The organism is Microvirga sp. 17 mud 1-3, from assembly GCF_003151255.1.
Taxonomy (GTDB): domain Bacteria; phylum Pseudomonadota; class Alphaproteobacteria; order Rhizobiales; family Beijerinckiaceae; genus Microvirga.
On sequence record NZ_CP029481.1, the window covers coordinates 1,716,781 to 1,733,707 of the forward strand.

Here is a 16,927-nt window from a genome sequence, read left to right on the forward strand (position 1 = left end):
GACGTATCATGGCTGAGAAGAAAGGCGCCGAAGATCGCCGCAAGGCTCGGGTACGCCGTGCGATCCGTAAGGCAGCGAATGGTCGCCCGCGTTTGTCGGTCTTCCGTTCGTCGAAGCAGATCTATGCCCAGGTTATCGATGACGAGCGCGGCGTGACCGTGGCGTCGGCTTCGACCCTCGAGAAGGACCTGCGCGGCAAGCTGAAGACCGGCGCCACCGTCGAGGCGGCGAAGGAAATCGGCAAGCTCGTGGCCGAGCGCGCGACGAAGGCCGGCGTCAAGGACGTCGTCTTCGACCGTGGCGGCTACCTCTATCACGGTCGCGTCAAGGCCCTGGCCGACGCCGCCCGTGAAGGCGGACTTGATTTCTAAACGGCGGGTATTTCGAAACACCCTTAGCGAGCGGGCCCGCCGCCCGCGCAAGTGAGAGGTCTCATGGCGAGAGAACCTAGAGAACGTGCTGATCGCGAAGAGCGCGACAGCGAATTCGTCGACCGGCTTGTCCACATCAACCGCGTCGCGAAAGTCGTGAAGGGCGGCCGTCGCTTCGGCTTCGCTGCCCTGGTTGTGGTCGGCGACCAGAAGGGTCGTGTCGGCTTTGGTCACGGCAAGGCCCGCGAGGTGCCTGAGGCGATCCGCAAGGCGACCGATGCTGCAAAGCGTTCGATGATCCGCGTTGCGCTTCGTGAGGGCCGCACGCTGCATCACGACGTCAAGGGCCGTCACGGCGCCGGCAAGGTCGTGCTCCGCGCTGCTCCCCAGGGTACCGGCATCATCGCCGGCGGTCCGATGCGCGCCGTTTTCGAGACGGTCGGCATGCAGGACGTGGTGGCGAAGTCGCTTGGCTCCTCGAACCCGTACAACCTCGTTCGTGCGACCTTCGACGCGCTGAAGAACGAGGACAGCCCGCGTTCGGTTGCCGCTCGCCGGGGCCTCAAGGTCTCGACGCTGCAGGCCCGCCGCCGCGATACGTCCGACGCCGATGTCGGCGCCGAAGCGTAAGGAGGCTGATCCATGGCGAAGAAGCCTTCCGCCGAGACGGCGAAAACCATCACCGTTGAGCAGATCGGATCTCCGATCCGTCGCGAGGCCAAGCAGCGCCAGACGCTGATCGGCCTGAAGCTCAACAAGCTTCATCGGACCTCGACGCTTGTCGACACCCCCGCGGTGCGCGGCATGATCGAGAAGGTCAAGCACCTCGTGCGCGTTGTCGACGGGCAGTGAGGAGAGCGTCATGAAACTCAACGAAATTCGTGACAACGAAGGCGCCTCGAAGAACCGTATGCGCGTTGGACGTGGCATCGGTTCCGGCAAGGGCAAGACCGGCGGCCGCGGCGTGAAGGGGCAGACGTCCCGTAGCGGCGTCGCCATCAAGGGCTTCGAGGGTGGTCAGATGCCCCTGCATCGGCGTCTGCCGAAGCGTGGCTTCAACAACCCGAACGCTCGTGATCTCAACGAGGTCAATCTCGGCCGCATTCAGCAGGCCGTGGAGGCCGGCAAGCTCGATCAGAGCGCCCCGATCACCCTCGACAGCCTTCTCGCGGCCGGCGTCATCGCCAAGCCCCGCGACGGCGTGAAGATCCTGGGCCAGGGCGAACTGAAGGCCAAGCTGTCGTTCCAGGTGGCTGGCGCTTCCAAGTCGGCCGTCGAGGCGATCGAGAAGGCCGGCGGCTCGGTGACTCTGCTGAGTGCTGTTGCAGAGGCGTAAGCCAAGGCTTACATCGATAAAGATCCAAGCGGCGGCCCGCGTCTGATCGTGAGGCCGCCGTTTGCGTGACGATGATCACGTATCCAGTTAGTCAAGGACGAGACCCATGGCGTCAGCAGCCGAGCAACTTGCGGCCAACATCAATTTCGGTGCGATTGCCAAAGCCGATGAATTGAAGAAGCGCATTTGGTTCACCCTCGGTGCGCTGCTGATCTATCGGCTCGGCACCTATATCCCGCTTCCCGGCATCAACCCGGAAGCGCTGCGGCAGAGCTTCCAGAGCGCCAGCGGCGGTGTTCTCGGCCTCTTCAACATGTTCTCGGGCGGCGCCGTAGAGCGCATGGCGATTTTCGCCCTGAACATCATGCCGTATATTTCGGCTTCGATTATCGTCCAGCTGCTGACCTCGGTTCTACCTTCTCTTGAGGCGCTCAAGAAGGAAGGGGAGGCGGGCCGCAAGATCCTCAACCAGTATACGCGCTACCTCACGGTGTTCCTGGCTGTGTTCCAGTCCTGGGGTATCGCCGTCGGCCTGCAGAGCTCCGGAAGCATCGTCAGCGCCCCCGGGCCGTTCTTCCTCATCTCGACCGTGATCACGCTGACCGGCGGCACGATGTTCCTGATGTGGCTCGGTGAGCAGATCACCTCGCGCGGCATCGGCAACGGCACCTCGCTCATCATCTTCGCCGGCATCGTGGCCAACCTTCCGCATGCCATCGCCGGGACCCTCGAGCTCGGCCGTCAGGGCGCAATCTCGACCGTGGTCATCCTCGGCGTTGTCGTAATGGCCGTGGCGATCATCTATTTCGTCGTGTTCATGGAGCGCGCCCAGCGTCGCCTTCTGATCAACTATCCGAAGCGCCAGGTCGGCAATCGGATGTATGAGGGCCAGACCTCGTTCCTGCCTCTCAAGCTCAACACCTCGGGCGTCATTCCGCCGATCTTCGCCTCGTCGCTGCTGCTCCTGCCCGCTACCATTGCGAGCTTCCAGAGCGCGGGAGGGGACGGCACGGGCTTCATTGCCACGCTGACGGCCTATCTCGGCCATGGGCGCCCGGCCTATATGTTCCTCTATGCGGCCCTGATCGCGTTCTTCGCGTTCTTCTACACGGCCATCGTGTTCAATCCGCAGGAGACGGCCGACAACCTCAAGAAGCACGGCGGCTTCATCCCGGGCATCCGGCCGGGCGAGCGGACGGCTGAGTTCATCGATCAGGTATTGACACGCATCACGGTTCTCGGTGCAGCTTATCTTGTCATCATCTGTCTGATTCCTGAGCTTCTGGTCTCGTATGCGGCGCTGCCGTTCTATTTCGGCGGAACTTCGCTCCTGATCGTCGTCTCGGTTACGATGGATACGGTGGCCCAGGTCCATGGCTACCTGCTCGCCCATCAGTATGAGGGGCTCGTGAAGAAGGCCAAGCTCAAGGGCGCCAGACGGCGCTAAGCTGTCGCCCCGCCGAACGGCGGGGCTGTCGACGAGGTCAGGGGGACGTCGATGAGAATTATTCTGCTGGGGCCGCCGGGCGCCGGAAAAGGCACTCAGGCCGTTCGCATGGTGGAGCGTTTGGGAATTCCCCAGCTCTCCACCGGCGACATGCTCCGGGCGGCCGTTGCCGCCGGAACCCCGGTCGGCCTCAAGGCCAAGGAAATCATGGACCGTGGCGACCTGGTCTCCGACGACGTGGTTGTCGGCATCATTGCCGACCGGATCGAGGAACCGGATGCCAGGAACGGCTTCATCCTGGACGGGTTTCCCCGCACCGTCGCCCAAGCCGAGGCCTTTGACGCCATGTTGCGCGAAAAGGGCCTCAAGCTCGATGCCGTCATCGAGTTCAAAGTCAACGAGGGCGAACTCGTCGAGCGTATCGTGAAGCGCGCCAAGGAAACCGAGGCCCGCGGCGAGCCGGTCCGCAAGGACGACAATCCGGACGTGTTCAAGACCCGTCTTGAAGCCTACCGGATCCAGACGGCCCCGCTTTCGGCCTATTATGCCGACAAGGGCCAGCTCAAGACCGTCGACGGCATGAGGCCGATCGACGAGGTCACCGAAGTCGTCAAAGGCATCCTTGGCCGGTGAGGGCAGGGGCGCGTGCGCTCCTTCATCCGTCAAAGCGCGCGTCGTCACCGATAAGAAGATCGCGCGCATTTTTCGGGACAGGAAAACCGTATCCGGAGCCGGGCGTCTCGAAATAGAGCCTTCCGGTCTTATGGTAGTCGCTGAAATAGAGGCGGGCTCCGATCATCTGGAGGGTCAGGATCAGCGCCTGCATGGCGTCGACGCCATGGGCGCCACTCTCTTCCTTTCCGTTTGGCCAGCCAATCACGTAGCGGCATCGCCAGTCTTGTCCGGTGTGCTCAGGTGCGAATAGCTGCACAGAGACCTGCAGGTGTACCCCGCCATTTGTCGTGTATTGGAGCATGCGGTCTGCGATGAGCATGGCGCCTCTCTTAAGGTAAACGCTACCTGTCGGGGCTAGTGTGGGCTGTTTCGTCTTAAGTGTATGTAGATTGGCGGACAGAGTTTCAGTGACTGGATGGTCATGATGCAGCATTGCAGCGGCCTGTTGTGAGTCAAGACAAAAGCAGAACGTCGCCCTCGCGGCCTCCTTGCCGCCATTGATGAATTTTCGCTTAAATCCCTTGACGCACCTTCCCCAATGCGCTAGGCAACCGCTTCTCGCAAAAGAAGGCGCGATATGGAGGGTTTCGTATGGAGCCGCTCCGTATTGTCGTGTTCTTATCATCCGCGCAAGGGCCGGCCTCCACCGGACGCGCGATAACACCACCGAAGCGTCAAGCTTCGCCACATGGAGATGGACGATGGCCCGTATTGCAGGCGTCAACATTCCGACCAACAAGCGCGTCGTGATCGCGCTTCAGTATATCCACGGCATCGGGGCCAAGAAGGCCCAGGAAATCGTCGAGAAGGTGAACATCCCGGCCGAGCGCCGCGTGAACCAGCTCACCGACGCCGAGGTGCTCCAGATCCGTGAGGCCATCGACCGCGACTATATCGTGGAAGGCGACCTTCGTCGCGAAGTGTCCATGAACATCAAGCGCCTGATGGATCTCGGCGCCTATCGCGGCCTGCGTCATCGCCGCTCGCTCCCGGTTCGCGGTCAGCGCACGCATACCAATGCGCGCACCCGCAAGGGTAAGTCGAAGCCGATCGCCGGCAAGAAGAAGTAATTTCCCAGGTTGCCGCCTCCACGAGGCAGCATTTCTCCCGAGCGCCTGGCATCACGGGCGCGTTTGAAGGATTTGAAGTATGGCTAAAGAAGCTACCCGCGTCCGCCGTCGCGAACGCAAGAACATCGTGTCCGGCGTCGCTCATGTGAACGCCTCGTTCAACAACACGATGATCACCATCACGGACGCTCAGGGCAACACGATCTCCTGGTCGTCCGCTGGCGCGATGGGTTTCAAGGGCTCGCGGAAGTCGACTCCTTACGCTGCTCAGGTCGCCGCCGAGGATGCTGCCCGCAAGGCTTCCGAGCATGGCATGCGCACCCTCGAGGTCGAGGTGTCCGGTCCCGGCTCCGGCCGTGAGTCGGCCCTGCGCGCTCTCCAGTCGGCTGGCTTCACGGTCACGTCGATCCGCGACGTGACGCCGATCCCGCACAACGGCTGCCGTCCGCGCAAGCGTCGTCGCGTCTAAGGTCGTCCGGCGCGTGGGTTCGGCCCACGCGCGCTTCGGTTTCAAGGGTGGGTCCGTCCCGCCCTTCAAGCCGTACCTGCAAGAGGTGTGGTTGTGATCCAAAAGAACTGGCAAGAGCTGATTAAGCCCAACAAGCTCGAGGTCTCTCCCGGCGACGATCCGAAGCGCATCGCGACGATCGTGGCCGAGCCGCTCGAGCGCGGCTTCGGTACGACCCTCGGTAACTCCCTGCGCCGCGTGCTGCTGTCGTCCCTCCAGGGCGCGGCCGTGACGTCGATCCATATCGACGGTGTGCTGCATGAGTTCTCGTCCATCCCGGGCGTCCGCGAGGACGTGACGGATATCGTGCTCAACGTGAAGACCATCGCCATCAAGATGCAGGGCGAGGGACCGAAGCGCATGACCCTGCGCAAGACGGGCCCCGGCCTCGTCACGGCGGGCGACATCAACACGGTCGGCGACGTGCAGATCCTGAACCCCGAGCTGGTGCTCTGCACCCTCGACGAGGGCGCCGAGATCCGCATGGAGTTCACGGTCGATACCGGCAAGGGCTACGTTCCGGCCGAGCGCAACCGCGCCGAGGACGCCCCGATCGGCCTCATCCCGGTCGATTCGCTCTACAGCCCGGTGAAGAAGGTCTCCTACCGGATCGAGAACACCCGTGAGGGCCAGATTCTCGACTACGACAAGCTCATCATGACGGTCGAGACCAACGGCGCCGTGTCGCCGGAGGACGCGGTGGCCTATGCGGCCCGCATTCTCCAGGACCAGCTCCAGGTCTTCGTCAACTTTGAAGAGCCCCGCAAGGAGGAGGCTGCGACCACTGCGCCGCAGCTGCCGTTCAACCCTGCGCTGCTTAAGAAGGTGGACGAGCTCGAGCTGTCGGTCCGTTCGGCAAACTGCCTGAAGAACGACAACATCGTCTATATCGGCGACCTCATCCAGAAGTCCGAGGCGGAAATGCTCCGCACCCCGAACTTCGGCCGCAAGTCGCTCAACGAGATCAAGGAAGTTCTGGCCTCCATGGGCCTGCACCTCGGCATGGACGTGCCGGGTTGGCCGCCGGAGAACATCGAAGATCTCGCCAAGCGCTTCGAAGAGCATTACTAAGCTTTTGAAAGGGCCTGCCGTCTCGCGCGGCGGCCCTTTTTCCTGCCCCGCCGCAAAGGCGGATTGAAGAAGAGAGACGGTCGTTCCTTGGCACGGCGGCCGGAAAATCAAGGAGAAAGCCATGCGTCACGGATTTCGCGGCCGCCGGTTCAACCGCTCGGCCGAGCATCGTAAGGCCATGTTCGCCAATATGGCAGCTGCGCTGATCAAGCACGAGCAGATCGTCACTACCCTGCCGAAGGCAAAGGACCTGCGTCCGGTGGTCGAGAAGCTCATCACCCTCGGCAAGCGCGGCGACCTGCACGCCCGCCGTCAGGCTGCGGCCCAGCTTCGCGACGAGGATATGGTGAAGAAGCTCTTCGCTGTTCTCGGCCCGCGCTACCAGGACCGCCAGGGCGGCTATACCCGCGTCCTCAAGGCCGGCTTCCGCTTCGGCGACAACGCCCCGATGGCCGTGATCGAGTTCGTGGACCGCGACGTTGATGCGCGCGGCCAGGATTCGGGCCCGAGCCAGAAGGAAGAGATCGTCGAGGCAGCCGAGTAAGCTTCTCGACAGTAAGGTTTCGGAAAAGGCGGTCCTCAGGGCCGCCTTTTTCTTTACCGGAATAGCTTGGCGGCCCTTGAGGCACGAAAAGGGGGAATCCATTTCCGGGGTGATCTTCAGGCTGTGCGAAACCGGACGTCGCGTGGTGCTGGAATTTGGCTCTTTCGCCCCCAGGTTCTATCAAGGTTCACCCCCTGAACGGATTCGTCCCATGCGTTCCCTCCTCTTCAGCCGTACGTTCGCCGCTTTGCTCTTTGCCGCCCTCACGGCAGCCGTGCTCCCCATGGGGCAAGTCCAGGCGCAGGCCCCACAGGCCCAAACCCGCGCGCTGCCGGCGAACCAGGCACAGATCCAGCTCTCCTTCGCGCCGGTTGTGCGCGAAACGGCCGGAGCCGTGGTGAACGTCTATGCGACCCGCTCGGACCGACGGCAGAACGCCGCCATGGAGGAGTTCTTCCGGCGCTTCTTCGGCGAAAGCGCACCCAGCATGCCGCCGGGGCGCTCCCAGAGTTCGCTCGGATCCGGCGTTATCGTCGATGCGACCGGTCTGGTGATCACGAACAATCATGTGATCGAGAACATGAATGACGTGAAGGTCGCCCTGGCCGACAGGCGGGAATTCGAGGCCGACATTGTCCTTCGCGATCCGCGCATCGACCTTGCCGTCCTGAAGCTGAAAGGGGCTTCTAACCTCAATGTGATCGAGCTTGGCGATTCGGAGGCCCTGCAGGTTGGCGATCTCGTGCTCGCGGTCGGCAATCCCTTCGGTGTCGGTCAGACCGTCACCCAGGGCATCGTGTCCGCCCTGGCCCGCACGCAGGTCGGCATTTCCGACTACCAGTTCTTCATCCAGACCGATGCGGCCATCAATCCAGGCAATTCCGGCGGTGCGCTCATCGACATGAGCGGCCGGCTGGTGGGCATCAACACGGCCATCTATTCCCGCTCCGGCGGCAGCATCGGTATCGGCTTCGCCATTCCTTCGAGCATGGTCAAGGTCGTCATCAACTCGGCCAAGAGTGGAGCGAGCAGCGTCGTGCGCCCATGGCTCGGCGCCCGGCTCCAGGCCGTGGACGGGGAAATCGCCACGAGCCTCGGCCTCGACCATCCGACCGGCGTGCTCATCACGTCCATCTACGACCGCAGCCCGGCCGCGGATGCCGGCCTGAAGCGGGGCGATGCCATCCTGGCCGTGGATGGCCAGCCGGTCGATAATCCCGATGCCTTCGGCTACCGTTTCACACTCAAGGGAACCCAGGGCCAGGCGCCTCTGTCCGTCCTGCGCGACGGTAAGAAGACAACCGTTCAGGTCAGGCTTGCGCCTCCGCCTGAGACACCGCCCCGCGATGCAGTGCGGATCCGCTCCCGCTCCCCACTCTCCGGCGCGACTCTCGTCAACATTTCGCCCGCGGTGGCGGAAGAACTCCAGATCGACATGTCCGACGACGGCGTGGCCATTGCGGATCTCGACGAGCAGAGCGTGGCCGCGAGCGTCGGGTTCAAGAAGGGCGACCAGATTGTCGCCGTTAATGGAGAGCGCATCGCTTCCACCCGGGAGGTCGAGCGCGCTTTCAGCCGCAGCGGCGGCTATTGGGAGATCACTATCAACAGGGGCGGGCGGGTCTTCACCACGGTACTCGGCCGATGAGCGCCTGGACGGTTTCCGGGGAGCTTTCGGACACGGAGGCCGACACTGTCTTCCGCTGGATCGGGCAGGAGAGCTACTGGGCGAAGGGCCTGCCTCGGCAGCTCTTCGACCGTTCGCTGGCCCATTCCCTGTGCTTTGCCCTCCGGGACGGGCAGGGAGCCTTGCGCGGTTTCGCGCGGGTCGTCACGGACCGGGCCACCTTCGCGTATCTCTGTGACGTTTATGTCTGCCCGTCCGTTCGCGGACAGGGGGGCGGCAAGGCCCTGATCGGCGCGGTCATGGACTATCCGGACCTGCAGAACCTCCGCCGTTGGATGCTGATGACGCGGGACGCCCATGGGCTCTATGCTCCCTTCGGCTTCGGGCCTCCGGCCGATCCCGGCCGGGTCATGGTGCGCGTCGATCCTGAAGTCTATGCGCGCCTGAACGCCAGGGCTGATGGCGACGATTCCGGACAGGCCCTGGCCTCGTAGACGAGCATGAGCGATCTGTTTTCCTCCGCCGGTCTCGACCGGAACGCCCCCCGGCCCCTGGCCGACAGGATGCGGCCCACTACCCTGGCCGAGGTCGTCGGCCAGGAGCATCTCGTCGGAACGGACGGGATCCTGACGCGGCTTATCGCGTCGAAATCCCTCGGCTCCCTGATCTTCTGGGGACCGCCCGGAACGGGCAAGACCACGGTCGCCCGGCTCATGGCTCATGAGACCGACCTGCATTTTGAGCAGATCTCGGCCATCTTCTCCGGCGTTGCCGACCTCAAGAAGGTCTTCGAGGCGGCCCGCGGGCGGCGCTCCACGGGCCGGGGTACTCTGCTTTTCGTCGACGAGATCCACCGCTTCAACCGGGCGCAGCTCGATGCCTTCCTACCAGTAATGGAGGACGGCACGATCACCCTTGTGGGCGCCACCACCGAGAACCCGTCCTTCGAGCTGAACGCGGCGCTCCTGTCCCGCGCTCGGGTGCTGGTTTTCCGGGCCCTCGACGAGGCGGCGATCGCCAAGATCCTTGTCCGGGCGGAAGAGATCGAGGGGAAGCTTCTGCCACTGGACGAGGAGGCCCGCGCTTCCCTGATCCGCATGGCGGACGGGGACGGGCGTGCCTCCCTGACGCTGGCCGAGGAGGTCTGGCGCTCCGCGAAGCCGGGTGAGATTTTCGATGCGGCGCAGCTGCAGGAGATCATCCAGCGCCGGGCCCCGATCTACGATAAGGGGCAGGAGGGGCACTACAACCTGATCTCCGCCCTGCACAAGACGATCCGCGGCTCGGATCCCGACGCGGCGCTCTATTATCTCGCGCGGATGCTCGATGCGGGCGAGGACCGGCTCTTTATCGCGCGCCGCCTGGTGCGGGCGGCCGTGGAGGATATCGGTATGGCCGATCCCCAGGCCCTGGTGATCGCCAATGCGGCCAAGGACGCCTTCGATTTCCTCGGCTCTCCCGAGGGGGAGCTCGCCCTGGCCCAGGCGGCCGTCTATCTGGCGACCGCGCCGAAATCCAATGCTCTCTACACTGCCTATAAGACGGCGGTGCGGGCCGCGAAGGAGAACGGCTCCGTCATGCCGCCCAAGACCATTCTCAACGCGCCGACCAAGCTCATGAAGAACATCGGCTACGGCGATAACTACCGCTACGACCACGACGAGCCCGATGCTTTCTCGGGCAGGATTACTGGCCCGAGAAGATGGGCCGGCAGCATTTCTATGATCCGGTGGACCGGGGCTTCGAGCGGGAGATCCGCAAGCGGCTCGACTGGTGGGAGAGGCTCCGGAAGGAGCGGCGCGGTCAGTAGCGCATCGCAAGGGGCAGATCCTTATGACGTCCTACCTCCTCGTCTTCCTCGGCGCCGGAATCGGCGGGGCGCTCCGGCATGGGGTCAATCTCGGCTGTGCGCGGCTCTGCGGCATTTCCTTCCCCTGGGGCACGCTGACCGTGAACGTGGTCGGGTCCTTTGTCATGGGGCTGCTCGCCGGCTGGCTGGCCTTCAAGAGCGGGGAGAGCTGGAGCCAGCACCTGCGCCTGTTCCTGACCACCGGGATCCTCGGCGGCTTCACGACCTTCTCGTCCTTCTCGCTCGATGCGATCCTGATCTGGGAGCGCGGGGAGGCGGGCCTCGCGCTCGTCTATATCCTGGCCTCCTTCGTCCTTGCTCTGACCGGGCTGGCCCTCGGTCTCGCAATCGTCCGCACACTCGGATGACGGTGTCTTGAACCATGCCGCAACGATCGCACGCGATTGCCGCGTGGGCCGGGCTCTGTTACGCACTCTGACATGAGACAGAGCGGTTCAGGACGAAACGGCGGGCGCGGCGGGCGGTCGGGCATGCGGGAGAAATCCCGTACCCGTGAGGGCGCGCGCGCACGCCAGGGCGAAGCGAAGAAGCCCCGGAGCGCAAAGCCCGCGGCCGAGAGGAAGCCCCGCCCGGCGGTGGCGCCCCGTCCGAAACCTGCGGAAGCGCCACGTCAGCCGACCCGGGCCGAGGCGAAGGCTGCTGCCCAGGAGACCCTGGCGACGGGCGTCCAGACCCTTGTGGTGGAGCCGGATGAAGCGGATATGCGCGTCGACCGGTTCCTGGTGGCACGCTTCCCCCAGCTCGCCTTCACGCATATCCAGCGCATCGTCCGAAAGGGAGAGCTGCGCGTCGACGGCAAGCGGGCGCAGCCGAACGACCGCCTGCTGGCGGGCCAGAAGGTCCGCATTCCCCCGCTCAAGCTCGACCAGCCCAAGCTCGTGGCGCGCAGCACCGCCCGGGATCAGAGCGATCGGGATTTCCTGAAATCCATCACCCTCTACGAGGACAAGGACGTCCTCATCATCAACAAGCCCATGGGGCTCGCGGTCCAGGGCGGCTCCGGCACCACGCGCCATGTGGACGGGCTTCTCGATTCCATGCGGGACGCCGAGGGCCAGAAGCCCCGGCTCGTGCACCGGCTCGACAAGGACACGGCGGGCTGCCTCGTTATTGCCAAGACGCGCTTTGCGGCCTCGACCATGGCGAAATCGTTCCGCTCGCGCACGACCCGCAAGATCTATTGGGCGCTCGTGGCCGGCGTGCCGCGCGTCCGCCAGGGCCGCATCTCGACCTATCTGGCGAAGGAGGGCGAGGAGGGCGATGCCCGGATGCGGGTGGCCAAGCACGGAGACGAGGGTGCGAGCCACGCGCTCACCTATTACGCGGTCGTGGACACGGCCGCGCATAAACTGGCCTGGCTGTCCCTCAAGCCGGTGACGGGGCGCACCCACCAGCTGCGCGCCCATGCGGCTCATATCGGCCATCCCATCGTGGGCGATCCGAAATATTTCGACATCGAGAACTGGGAACTGCCCGGCGGCATTCAGAACAAGCTGCATCTGCTCGCCCGGCGTATCGTGATCGCGCATCCCAGGACCGGCAAGCCCATCGACGTGACGGCGCCCCTGCCGCCGCACATGCAGCAGAGCTTCAATCTCCTGGGATTCGACACAGGTCGATACGATCCCATCGTGGACGCGCCGGAGGAATAGGCTCGTCACAATTCGCCATATCTTTCTTCGCGAAGTCGCACTTTTGCCGCGCCTGAAGCGCAGCATGAGATATCTCGGCCAGTCCTTCTGGCAGGTCGGGGCATTGCAAGGAGAAAGATCGATGGAACATAAGCATCTAGATCAGCTCCGTAGCGTAGCCGATGTTCAGCCGAGGTCCATGACTCGGCAGGAGCGCCTTCAGCGTTGGGTCGAACTTCTTGAGCGGAACCCCACGCGTCGCCTGAACTCTCTTGGTGAAATCGAATACAAGCCCCCGGCAGAGCGGGCCTTGATCCGCGTGGACGATTCCCCGCTCTCCGTCGCCTATGAGGATCCCGTGCTTCGGGCGGAAGGTCTCACGAGCGACCGGCTCGGCGATGCCATGAACTTCTTCGAACTCTCGGACGGCCAGGCGCACTATGCCCTGTGCTCGTGCCTGAGTGGTCGGACGATGGAATCGGCCTCGTTCGCGCAGCGCCTGCGCAACACCACTGATGGAACCGGCTGGCGTCCCGTCGCGGGAGCCTGGGCTCTGGCAGGTCTGGCCATGACCCTTCCGGGTTTCGTCTACCTGTTCACCTGAGACAGGCTGCGAACAGGCTGACCGCCATATCAGGATCAGGAGACCTTCCGGTCTCCTGATCGCTGCCTTTGACTGTTGAGCCGAACGCTCCGATAAGGAGACGGCAAACGTGAGAAGGGCAGCGACACATGCTTCATATTGAGCCGGTCACCCTCGCGACCGAGCGCCTGATCCTGCGGCCCATGAGTCTGGACGACGTCCCAGCCTTCGGAGAGGCCGCCAAGGACGGTGAACTGTGGGAGAAGAAGACCACGACGGTCCCCCGACCTGAGGATTTCGAATCCTATGTGAGGAAAGCCCTGGACCTTCAGGCATCGGGCCTGGCGCTGCCCTTCACGACCGTCATCAGCGACGGGCAACAGGTTGTAGGCTCGACTCGCTACATGAATATCGATGCCGCCAACCACAGGGTCGAGATCGGCACGACCTGGATCGCGCGCTCCTGGCAGCGATCCTTCGTCAATACCCATGCCAAATTCCTGATGCTGCGGCATGCCTTCGAGGTTCTGGGCTGCAATGCCGTGGAACTGCGCACCCATCGCCTCAACGACCAGTCCCGCGCGGCGATCGAACGCCTGGGCGCGAAGCTGGATGGCATCCTGCGCCGCCACATGATCATGCCCGACGGGCATGTCCGCGACACGGTGGTCTACAGCATCATCAGCGACGAGTGGCCGGACGTGAAGGCGCGCCTCGAGGAGCGCATGGCAAAGGGCGAGGCGCAGACGGCCTGAAGACAGGACGGCCGCGCCCGAAGAGAGCGTCTCCGGTTCACGCCGCCCGCGCGGTCTCCAGGAAGCGGTCAATGTCCTCGCGCAGCCGGGAGAGCTGCCGATCCAGGGTCTCCTTGGCGTGGGAGACGTGGTGCGCTGCGGCGGCTGCGGAAGCGGTCGATTCGTTGAGCGTCTCGATGGACTGCGCCATGACCTGGGTATAGCCGCTGGTCTGCTGAACGTTCGAGGCGATGTCGGACGTGACGGTCGCCTGCTCCTCCACGGCGGCCGCAATGGCGGTCGCGATCTGGCTCATTTCGCCGACGACCCGGGCGATCCCCTCGATCTCGTCCGCACTCTTCTGGGTGGCGGCCTGGATCGCCGAGATGCGCGATCCGATTTCGGTCGTGGCCTTGGCGGTTTGCGTAGCCAGTTGCTTGACCTCGGACGCCACCACGGCGAAGCCCTTGCCGGCCTCGCCCGCATGGGCGGCCTCGATAGTGGCGTTGAGGGCAAGAAGGTTCGTCTGGGCCGCGATCTGGTCGATCAGGTCCACCACCTCGCCGATTTTCTCGGCCTGTTCGGCCAGGCTCGCGACGGATTCCTTGCTGCGCTGGGCGTTCTCCAGAGCATTGCGCGCCACGTCGGCCGAGCGGGTCGCCTGCTTGCCGATTTCCTTTACGGAGGCTGCAAGCTGCTCCGTGGCAGCGGCGCCGGACTGCATGTTGAGCGCAGTCTGCTCGGCACTGCCGGTCACTTGGCCCGCAAGGGTGCTGACCGTGTCGGTGGCCGTATCGAGCGTCGAGGCGCTCACCGAAAGCGCTTCGCTGGCCTCGCCGGAGATCTGGAGGCTCTCCTGCACGGCGCCCGAGAAGGATGCGATGGCCTCGGCCAAGGCGTGGCCGCGCTTCTGGCGCTCTTCCACGAGGGCATCCTGATAAACCGAGATCGCATAATCCATGTCGAGCATGACGGCCCGGTTCACCGCATCCATCCGGCGCGAGAGAGCGGCACCGCCGAACCGGTGCTTCGTCGCAAGATGCCGGAGAATTTCGTTGAGGATGAAGGCGTAGCCGCCGATGTACCAGCGCGGCTCGAGGCCGATCCTGTTGTGGACGAGGCCGATGCGGCGAATGCTCTCCACGTAGCTCTCATCGAACTTGCCGCTGAACAGCCGGCTCCAATGCTGAGACTGGGCGGCTACGAGCCTCTGCTGCTGCGTACCGATCAGTTTGGCCAGATGCGGCGTCTGCCGCACATGCGTATAGAAACGCTCGAGGATGCCCGGCAGGACGGGCGAAATCGCCTCCCACGCGGATCGAAGCTCCCGGCAGACATCCTCGTTGATTCCGAGGAAGCGGAGCCTCTCCGTGAGCGAAGCGATATCCTGCATGATTGTTTCCCAAGATCAAAACTTCCAGACATCTATGATCCCGGAGTTAATCCCGTCTTACGTTGCTGCCGTAGCGGAAGGAATTTGAGGATTTATGTCTCCCCACGGCTATGACAGTGGGTCTCGATCGCGGTCTCACGTCACGGTTCCGGTCGAGCGCTCCCTCGGCTAGGCTCGGTTCGCTCTGGGAATGAAGCGATGGAGCAGGGGAGGGATGTGCCATGACCGGCCGTGCAGGACAGGTTGCAGGCGGCTCCCGCGGTCTCGCGGGCCCGAAGGCCGAAAAGGCTGTGTCCCTGGCCCTGCAGGGCGGCGGCGCCCACGGGGCTTTCACCTGGGGTGTCCTCGACTACATCCTGGAGGACGGCCGTCTTGCCATCGAGGCGATCACCGGGTCGAGCGCGGGCGCGATGAACGCGGTGGTCATGCTGGAAGGATGGCTCGAGGGCGGACCGGACAGTGCGAGGAAGCAACTGCGTCAGTTCTGGAAACGCGTCAGCCTGGACGGGGACCTGTCTCCCATCCAGCGCTCCCTGTTCGACCGTTTCCTCAGCTATTGGACACCGGACGGCTCGGCGGCCCATTCCTGGGTCAATGCCTGGTCCCGGATGGCGAGCCCCTACGATCTCAACCCGCTCGACATCAACCCGCTCAAGGATGCCCTCGGCGGGCTGATCGATTTCGGCCGGGTGCGGGCCTGCGAGGAGGCCCAGCTCTTTGTGGCCGCCACCAATGTCTGGACCGGCAAGATCCACGTGTTCCGCCGCGAGGAGCTTACCGTCGACCACGTGTTGGCCTCCGCCTGCCTGCCGATGATCTTCAAGGCCGTGGAAATCAACGGCGAGCCCTACTGGGATGGAGGCTATACGGGCAATCCTGCCCTGTTCCCGCTCTTCTATGAGACCCGCTGCGACGACATCCTGCTGGTCCAGATTAATCCTATCGAGCGCCGGGAAACGCCCCGCACGGCCCAGGAGATCCAGAACCGCATGACGGAGATCACCTTCAACGCAAATCTCCTTCACGAACTCAGGGTCGTCGATTTCGTCATGCGGCTCATCGATGAGGGAAAGCTCTCGACGCAGAACTACAAGCGCGTCCTGATGCACCGGATCCACGGCAACAAGGCGCTCGACGACTTCGCCGCCTCCTCCCGAATGGATGCCCGGTGGACCTTCTTCAAGCAGCTGAAGGATCTGGGCCGCGATGCAGCGCGGCGGTGGCTCAAGGAGAATTACGCAGCCGTCGGCGAGAGGAGCACCCTCGACCTGCGGGCGGCCTATTCTTGACGGGCGCTCCCCGGCTCGGGCATGGAGGGCGAAACGCCCCTTCGGCATCCGCCCGGGACAGGCGGCACAGGCCGCCCCGCAGAAACGGAACACAGCTTTGAAACTCGTCATCTTCGATGTGGATGGGACGCTGGTCGACAGCCAGAACATCATCGTGGCGGCCCAGCACATGGCCTTTGCGGCCGTCGGCCTGCCACCGCCGACGCGGGAGCAGGCGCTGTCCATCGTCGGCCTGTCGCTGCCTGAGGCCTTCACGGTCCTTGCAGGGGCGGACGGGCCCATCGAGGAGCTTGTCCAGGCCTACAAGGACGGTTTTGGGGCTCTGCGTACCGACCCTGCCAATGCCGAGCCTCTCTTCCCCGGAGCACTCGCTTGCCTCCAGGCGCTGCGGGAACAGGATGAAGTGCTCCTCGGCATTGCCACGGGCAAATCCCGGCGTGGCGTGGTGCGCCTTCTGGAACAGCACGGTTGGCACGATGTCTTTGCAACCATCCAGACCGCGGACGACGCCCCTTCGAAGCCGCATCCGGCCATGATCCATCAGGCGATGCGCGAGACGGGCGCCGAGGCGCAGGACACCGTGATGGTCGGCGATTCGAGCTTCGACATGGCCATGGCCCGTGCGGCCGGTGTGCTCCCGCTCGGCGTATCCTGGGGCTTCCAGCCGGTCGAGGCCCTCGTGGCGGCGGGCGCCGGCCATATCGTCCATTCCTATGGGGAACTCGACAGGGCTCTGGGCCATTTCCTGGCGCAGCCCTCACCGAGCGCCGCCTGAGAT

Annotated in this window: 20 protein-coding genes and 1 pseudogene; 19 read left to right on the forward strand and 2 right to left on the reverse strand. The window is 64.1% G+C overall.

The genetic code is table 11. The features are described from left to right. The first annotated feature begins 8 nt into the window (after nucleotides 1-8). The 6 genes from rplR (at nucleotide 9) to C4E04_RS08095 (ending at nucleotide 3,787) form a co-directional block, all read left to right on the forward strand. Nucleotides 9-371 (forward strand): 50S ribosomal protein L18, encoded by a 363-nt coding sequence (gene rplR, locus C4E04_RS08070; RefSeq protein ID WP_109596531.1) that lies wholly within the window; start codon nucleotides 9-11, stop codon nucleotides 369-371. A gap of 63 nt (nucleotides 372-434) precedes the next feature. Then, a complete protein-coding gene (gene rpsE, locus C4E04_RS08075) occupies nucleotides 435-1,001 on the forward strand; it encodes a 30S ribosomal protein S5 (RefSeq protein ID WP_109596533.1) in 567 nt (188 codons plus the stop codon). A 12-nt stretch (nucleotides 1,002-1,013) separates the two neighbouring features. Continuing rightward, a complete protein-coding gene (rpmD, locus tag C4E04_RS08080) occupies nucleotides 1,014-1,223 on the forward strand; it encodes a 50S ribosomal protein L30 (protein ID WP_109596535.1) in 210 nt (69 codons plus the stop codon). Nucleotides 1,224-1,233: 10 nt separating this feature from the next. Next, entirely contained in the window at nucleotides 1,234-1,707 is a 474-nt protein-coding gene (gene rplO, locus C4E04_RS08085; protein ID WP_109596538.1) for a 50S ribosomal protein L15, read from the forward strand. A gap of 106 nt (nucleotides 1,708-1,813) precedes the next feature. Then, on the forward strand, nucleotides 1,814-3,154 hold the full coding sequence (gene secY / locus C4E04_RS08090; protein ID WP_109596540.1) for a preprotein translocase subunit SecY: 1,341 nt from the start codon (nucleotides 1,814-1,816) through the stop codon (nucleotides 3,152-3,154). Between the two features lie 51 nt (nucleotides 3,155-3,205). Beyond that, nucleotides 3,206-3,787, forward strand: coding sequence for an adenylate kinase (locus C4E04_RS08095; RefSeq protein ID WP_109596542.1), 582 nt, complete (start codon nucleotides 3,206-3,208; stop codon nucleotides 3,785-3,787). A gap of 22 nt (nucleotides 3,788-3,809) precedes the next feature. Here C4E04_RS08095 and C4E04_RS08100 read toward each other — a convergent pair whose 3' ends face one another. Further along, complete coding sequence (locus C4E04_RS08100; RefSeq protein WP_109596544.1) at nucleotides 3,810-4,148, reverse strand: hypothetical protein; 339 nt, start codon at nucleotides 4,146-4,148, stop codon at nucleotides 3,810-3,812. A 382-nt stretch (nucleotides 4,149-4,530) separates the two neighbouring features. On the opposite strand from C4E04_RS08100, the gene rpsM reads away from it, so the two are divergent. The 11 genes and pseudogenes from rpsM (at nucleotide 4,531) to C4E04_RS08155 (ending at nucleotide 13,488) form a co-directional block, all read left to right on the forward strand. Then, nucleotides 4,531-4,899 (forward strand): 30S ribosomal protein S13, encoded by a 369-nt coding sequence (gene rpsM / locus C4E04_RS08105; protein ID WP_109596546.1) that lies wholly within the window; start codon nucleotides 4,531-4,533, stop codon nucleotides 4,897-4,899. Between the two features lie 79 nt (nucleotides 4,900-4,978). Further along, entirely contained in the window at nucleotides 4,979-5,368 is a 390-nt protein-coding gene (gene rpsK, locus C4E04_RS08110; RefSeq protein WP_047186967.1) for a 30S ribosomal protein S11, read from the forward strand. An 87-nt stretch (nucleotides 5,369-5,455) separates the two neighbouring features. Next, a complete protein-coding gene (locus tag C4E04_RS08115) occupies nucleotides 5,456-6,478 on the forward strand; it encodes a DNA-directed RNA polymerase subunit alpha (protein ID WP_371682043.1) in 1,023 nt (340 codons plus the stop codon). Between the two features lie 121 nt (nucleotides 6,479-6,599). Beyond that, the gene (gene rplQ / locus C4E04_RS08120) at nucleotides 6,600-7,022 is read left to right on the forward strand and encodes a 50S ribosomal protein L17 (protein WP_109596550.1); all 423 of its coding nucleotides are present in this window, start codon (nucleotides 6,600-6,602) and stop codon (nucleotides 7,020-7,022) included. 211 nt (nucleotides 7,023-7,233) lie between these two features. Continuing rightward, the gene (locus C4E04_RS08125; RefSeq protein ID WP_109596552.1) at nucleotides 7,234-8,670 is read left to right on the forward strand and encodes a Do family serine endopeptidase; all 1,437 of its coding nucleotides are present in this window, start codon (nucleotides 7,234-7,236) and stop codon (nucleotides 8,668-8,670) included. Next, a complete protein-coding gene (locus C4E04_RS08130; RefSeq protein WP_109596554.1) occupies nucleotides 8,667-9,143 on the forward strand; it encodes a GNAT family N-acetyltransferase in 477 nt (158 codons plus the stop codon). Before C4E04_RS08125 ends, C4E04_RS08130 begins: the two co-directional genes overlap by 4 nt. Before the next feature lie 6 nt (nucleotides 9,144-9,149). Beyond that, a pseudogene (locus C4E04_RS08135) lies at nucleotides 9,150-10,459 on the forward strand (replication-associated recombination protein A). Between the two features lie 23 nt (nucleotides 10,460-10,482). After that, on the forward strand, nucleotides 10,483-10,866 hold the full coding sequence (gene crcB / locus C4E04_RS08140) for a fluoride efflux transporter CrcB (RefSeq protein ID WP_109596557.1): 384 nt from the start codon (nucleotides 10,483-10,485) through the stop codon (nucleotides 10,864-10,866). A gap of 123 nt (nucleotides 10,867-10,989) precedes the next feature. After that, nucleotides 10,990-12,171: an RluA family pseudouridine synthase gene (locus tag C4E04_RS08145; RefSeq protein ID WP_245416268.1), complete on the forward strand. Its 1,182-nt coding sequence runs from the start codon at nucleotides 10,990-10,992 to the stop codon at nucleotides 12,169-12,171. A 178-nt stretch (nucleotides 12,172-12,349) separates the two neighbouring features. Beyond that, nucleotides 12,350-12,754, forward strand: coding sequence for a hypothetical protein (locus C4E04_RS08150; protein WP_210204610.1), 405 nt, complete (start codon nucleotides 12,350-12,352; stop codon nucleotides 12,752-12,754). 128 nt (nucleotides 12,755-12,882) lie between these two features. Further along, nucleotides 12,883-13,488: a GNAT family N-acetyltransferase gene (locus tag C4E04_RS08155; RefSeq protein WP_109596561.1), complete on the forward strand. Its 606-nt coding sequence runs from the start codon at nucleotides 12,883-12,885 to the stop codon at nucleotides 13,486-13,488. 37 nt (nucleotides 13,489-13,525) lie between these two features. Here C4E04_RS08155 and C4E04_RS08160 read toward each other — a convergent pair whose 3' ends face one another. Continuing rightward, nucleotides 13,526-14,860, reverse strand: a complete 1,335-nt coding sequence (locus C4E04_RS08160) for a globin-coupled sensor protein (RefSeq protein WP_109596563.1) — start codon at nucleotides 14,858-14,860, stop codon at nucleotides 13,526-13,528. A 221-nt stretch (nucleotides 14,861-15,081) separates the two neighbouring features. Here C4E04_RS08160 and C4E04_RS08165 point away from each other — a divergent pair, with 221 nt between their 5' ends. Next, complete coding sequence (locus tag C4E04_RS08165) at nucleotides 15,082-16,149, forward strand: patatin-like phospholipase family protein (protein WP_109596565.1); 1,068 nt, start codon at nucleotides 15,082-15,084, stop codon at nucleotides 16,147-16,149. 97 nt (nucleotides 16,150-16,246) lie between these two features. Then, entirely contained in the window at nucleotides 16,247-16,924 is a 678-nt protein-coding gene (locus tag C4E04_RS08170) for an HAD-IA family hydrolase (protein ID WP_109596567.1), read from the forward strand. The last annotated feature ends 3 nt before the right edge of the window (nucleotides 16,925-16,927 follow it).

Coding starts and splice junctions, on each gene's coding strand:
- C4E04_RS08160 (WP_109596563.1), bottom strand. CDS start 14,860: ATGCAGGATATCGCTTCGCTCACGGAGAGGCTCCGCTTCCTCGGAATC.
- C4E04_RS08095 (WP_109596542.1), top strand. CDS start 3,206: ATGAGAATTATTCTGCTGGGGCCGCCGGGCGCCGGAAAAGGCACTCAG.
- C4E04_RS08150 (WP_210204610.1), top strand. CDS start 12,350: ATGACTCGGCAGGAGCGCCTTCAGCGTTGGGTCGAACTTCTTGAGCGG.
- C4E04_RS08145 (WP_245416268.1), top strand. CDS start 10,990: ATGCGGGAGAAATCCCGTACCCGTGAGGGCGCGCGCGCACGCCAGGGC.
- rplR (WP_109596531.1), top strand. CDS start 9: ATGGCTGAGAAGAAAGGCGCCGAAGATCGCCGCAAGGCTCGGGTACGC.
- C4E04_RS08125 (WP_109596552.1), top strand. CDS start 7,234: ATGCGTTCCCTCCTCTTCAGCCGTACGTTCGCCGCTTTGCTCTTTGCC.
- C4E04_RS08100 (WP_109596544.1), bottom strand. CDS start 4,148: ATGCTCATCGCAGACCGCATGCTCCAATACACGACAAATGGCGGGGTA.
- rplO (WP_109596538.1), top strand. CDS start 1,234: ATGAAACTCAACGAAATTCGTGACAACGAAGGCGCCTCGAAGAACCGT.
- rpmD (WP_109596535.1), top strand. CDS start 1,014: ATGGCGAAGAAGCCTTCCGCCGAGACGGCGAAAACCATCACCGTTGAG.
- rplQ (WP_109596550.1), top strand. CDS start 6,600: ATGCGTCACGGATTTCGCGGCCGCCGGTTCAACCGCTCGGCCGAGCAT.
- secY (WP_109596540.1), top strand. CDS start 1,814: ATGGCGTCAGCAGCCGAGCAACTTGCGGCCAACATCAATTTCGGTGCG.
- C4E04_RS08165 (WP_109596565.1), top strand. CDS start 15,082: ATGACCGGCCGTGCAGGACAGGTTGCAGGCGGCTCCCGCGGTCTCGCG.
- rpsK (WP_047186967.1), top strand. CDS start 4,979: ATGGCTAAAGAAGCTACCCGCGTCCGCCGTCGCGAACGCAAGAACATC.
- rpsE (WP_109596533.1), top strand. CDS start 435: ATGGCGAGAGAACCTAGAGAACGTGCTGATCGCGAAGAGCGCGACAGC.
- C4E04_RS08130 (WP_109596554.1), top strand. CDS start 8,667: ATGAGCGCCTGGACGGTTTCCGGGGAGCTTTCGGACACGGAGGCCGAC.
- crcB (WP_109596557.1), top strand. CDS start 10,483: ATGACGTCCTACCTCCTCGTCTTCCTCGGCGCCGGAATCGGCGGGGCG.
- rpsM (WP_109596546.1), top strand. CDS start 4,531: ATGGCCCGTATTGCAGGCGTCAACATTCCGACCAACAAGCGCGTCGTG.
- C4E04_RS08155 (WP_109596561.1), top strand. CDS start 12,883: ATGCTTCATATTGAGCCGGTCACCCTCGCGACCGAGCGCCTGATCCTG.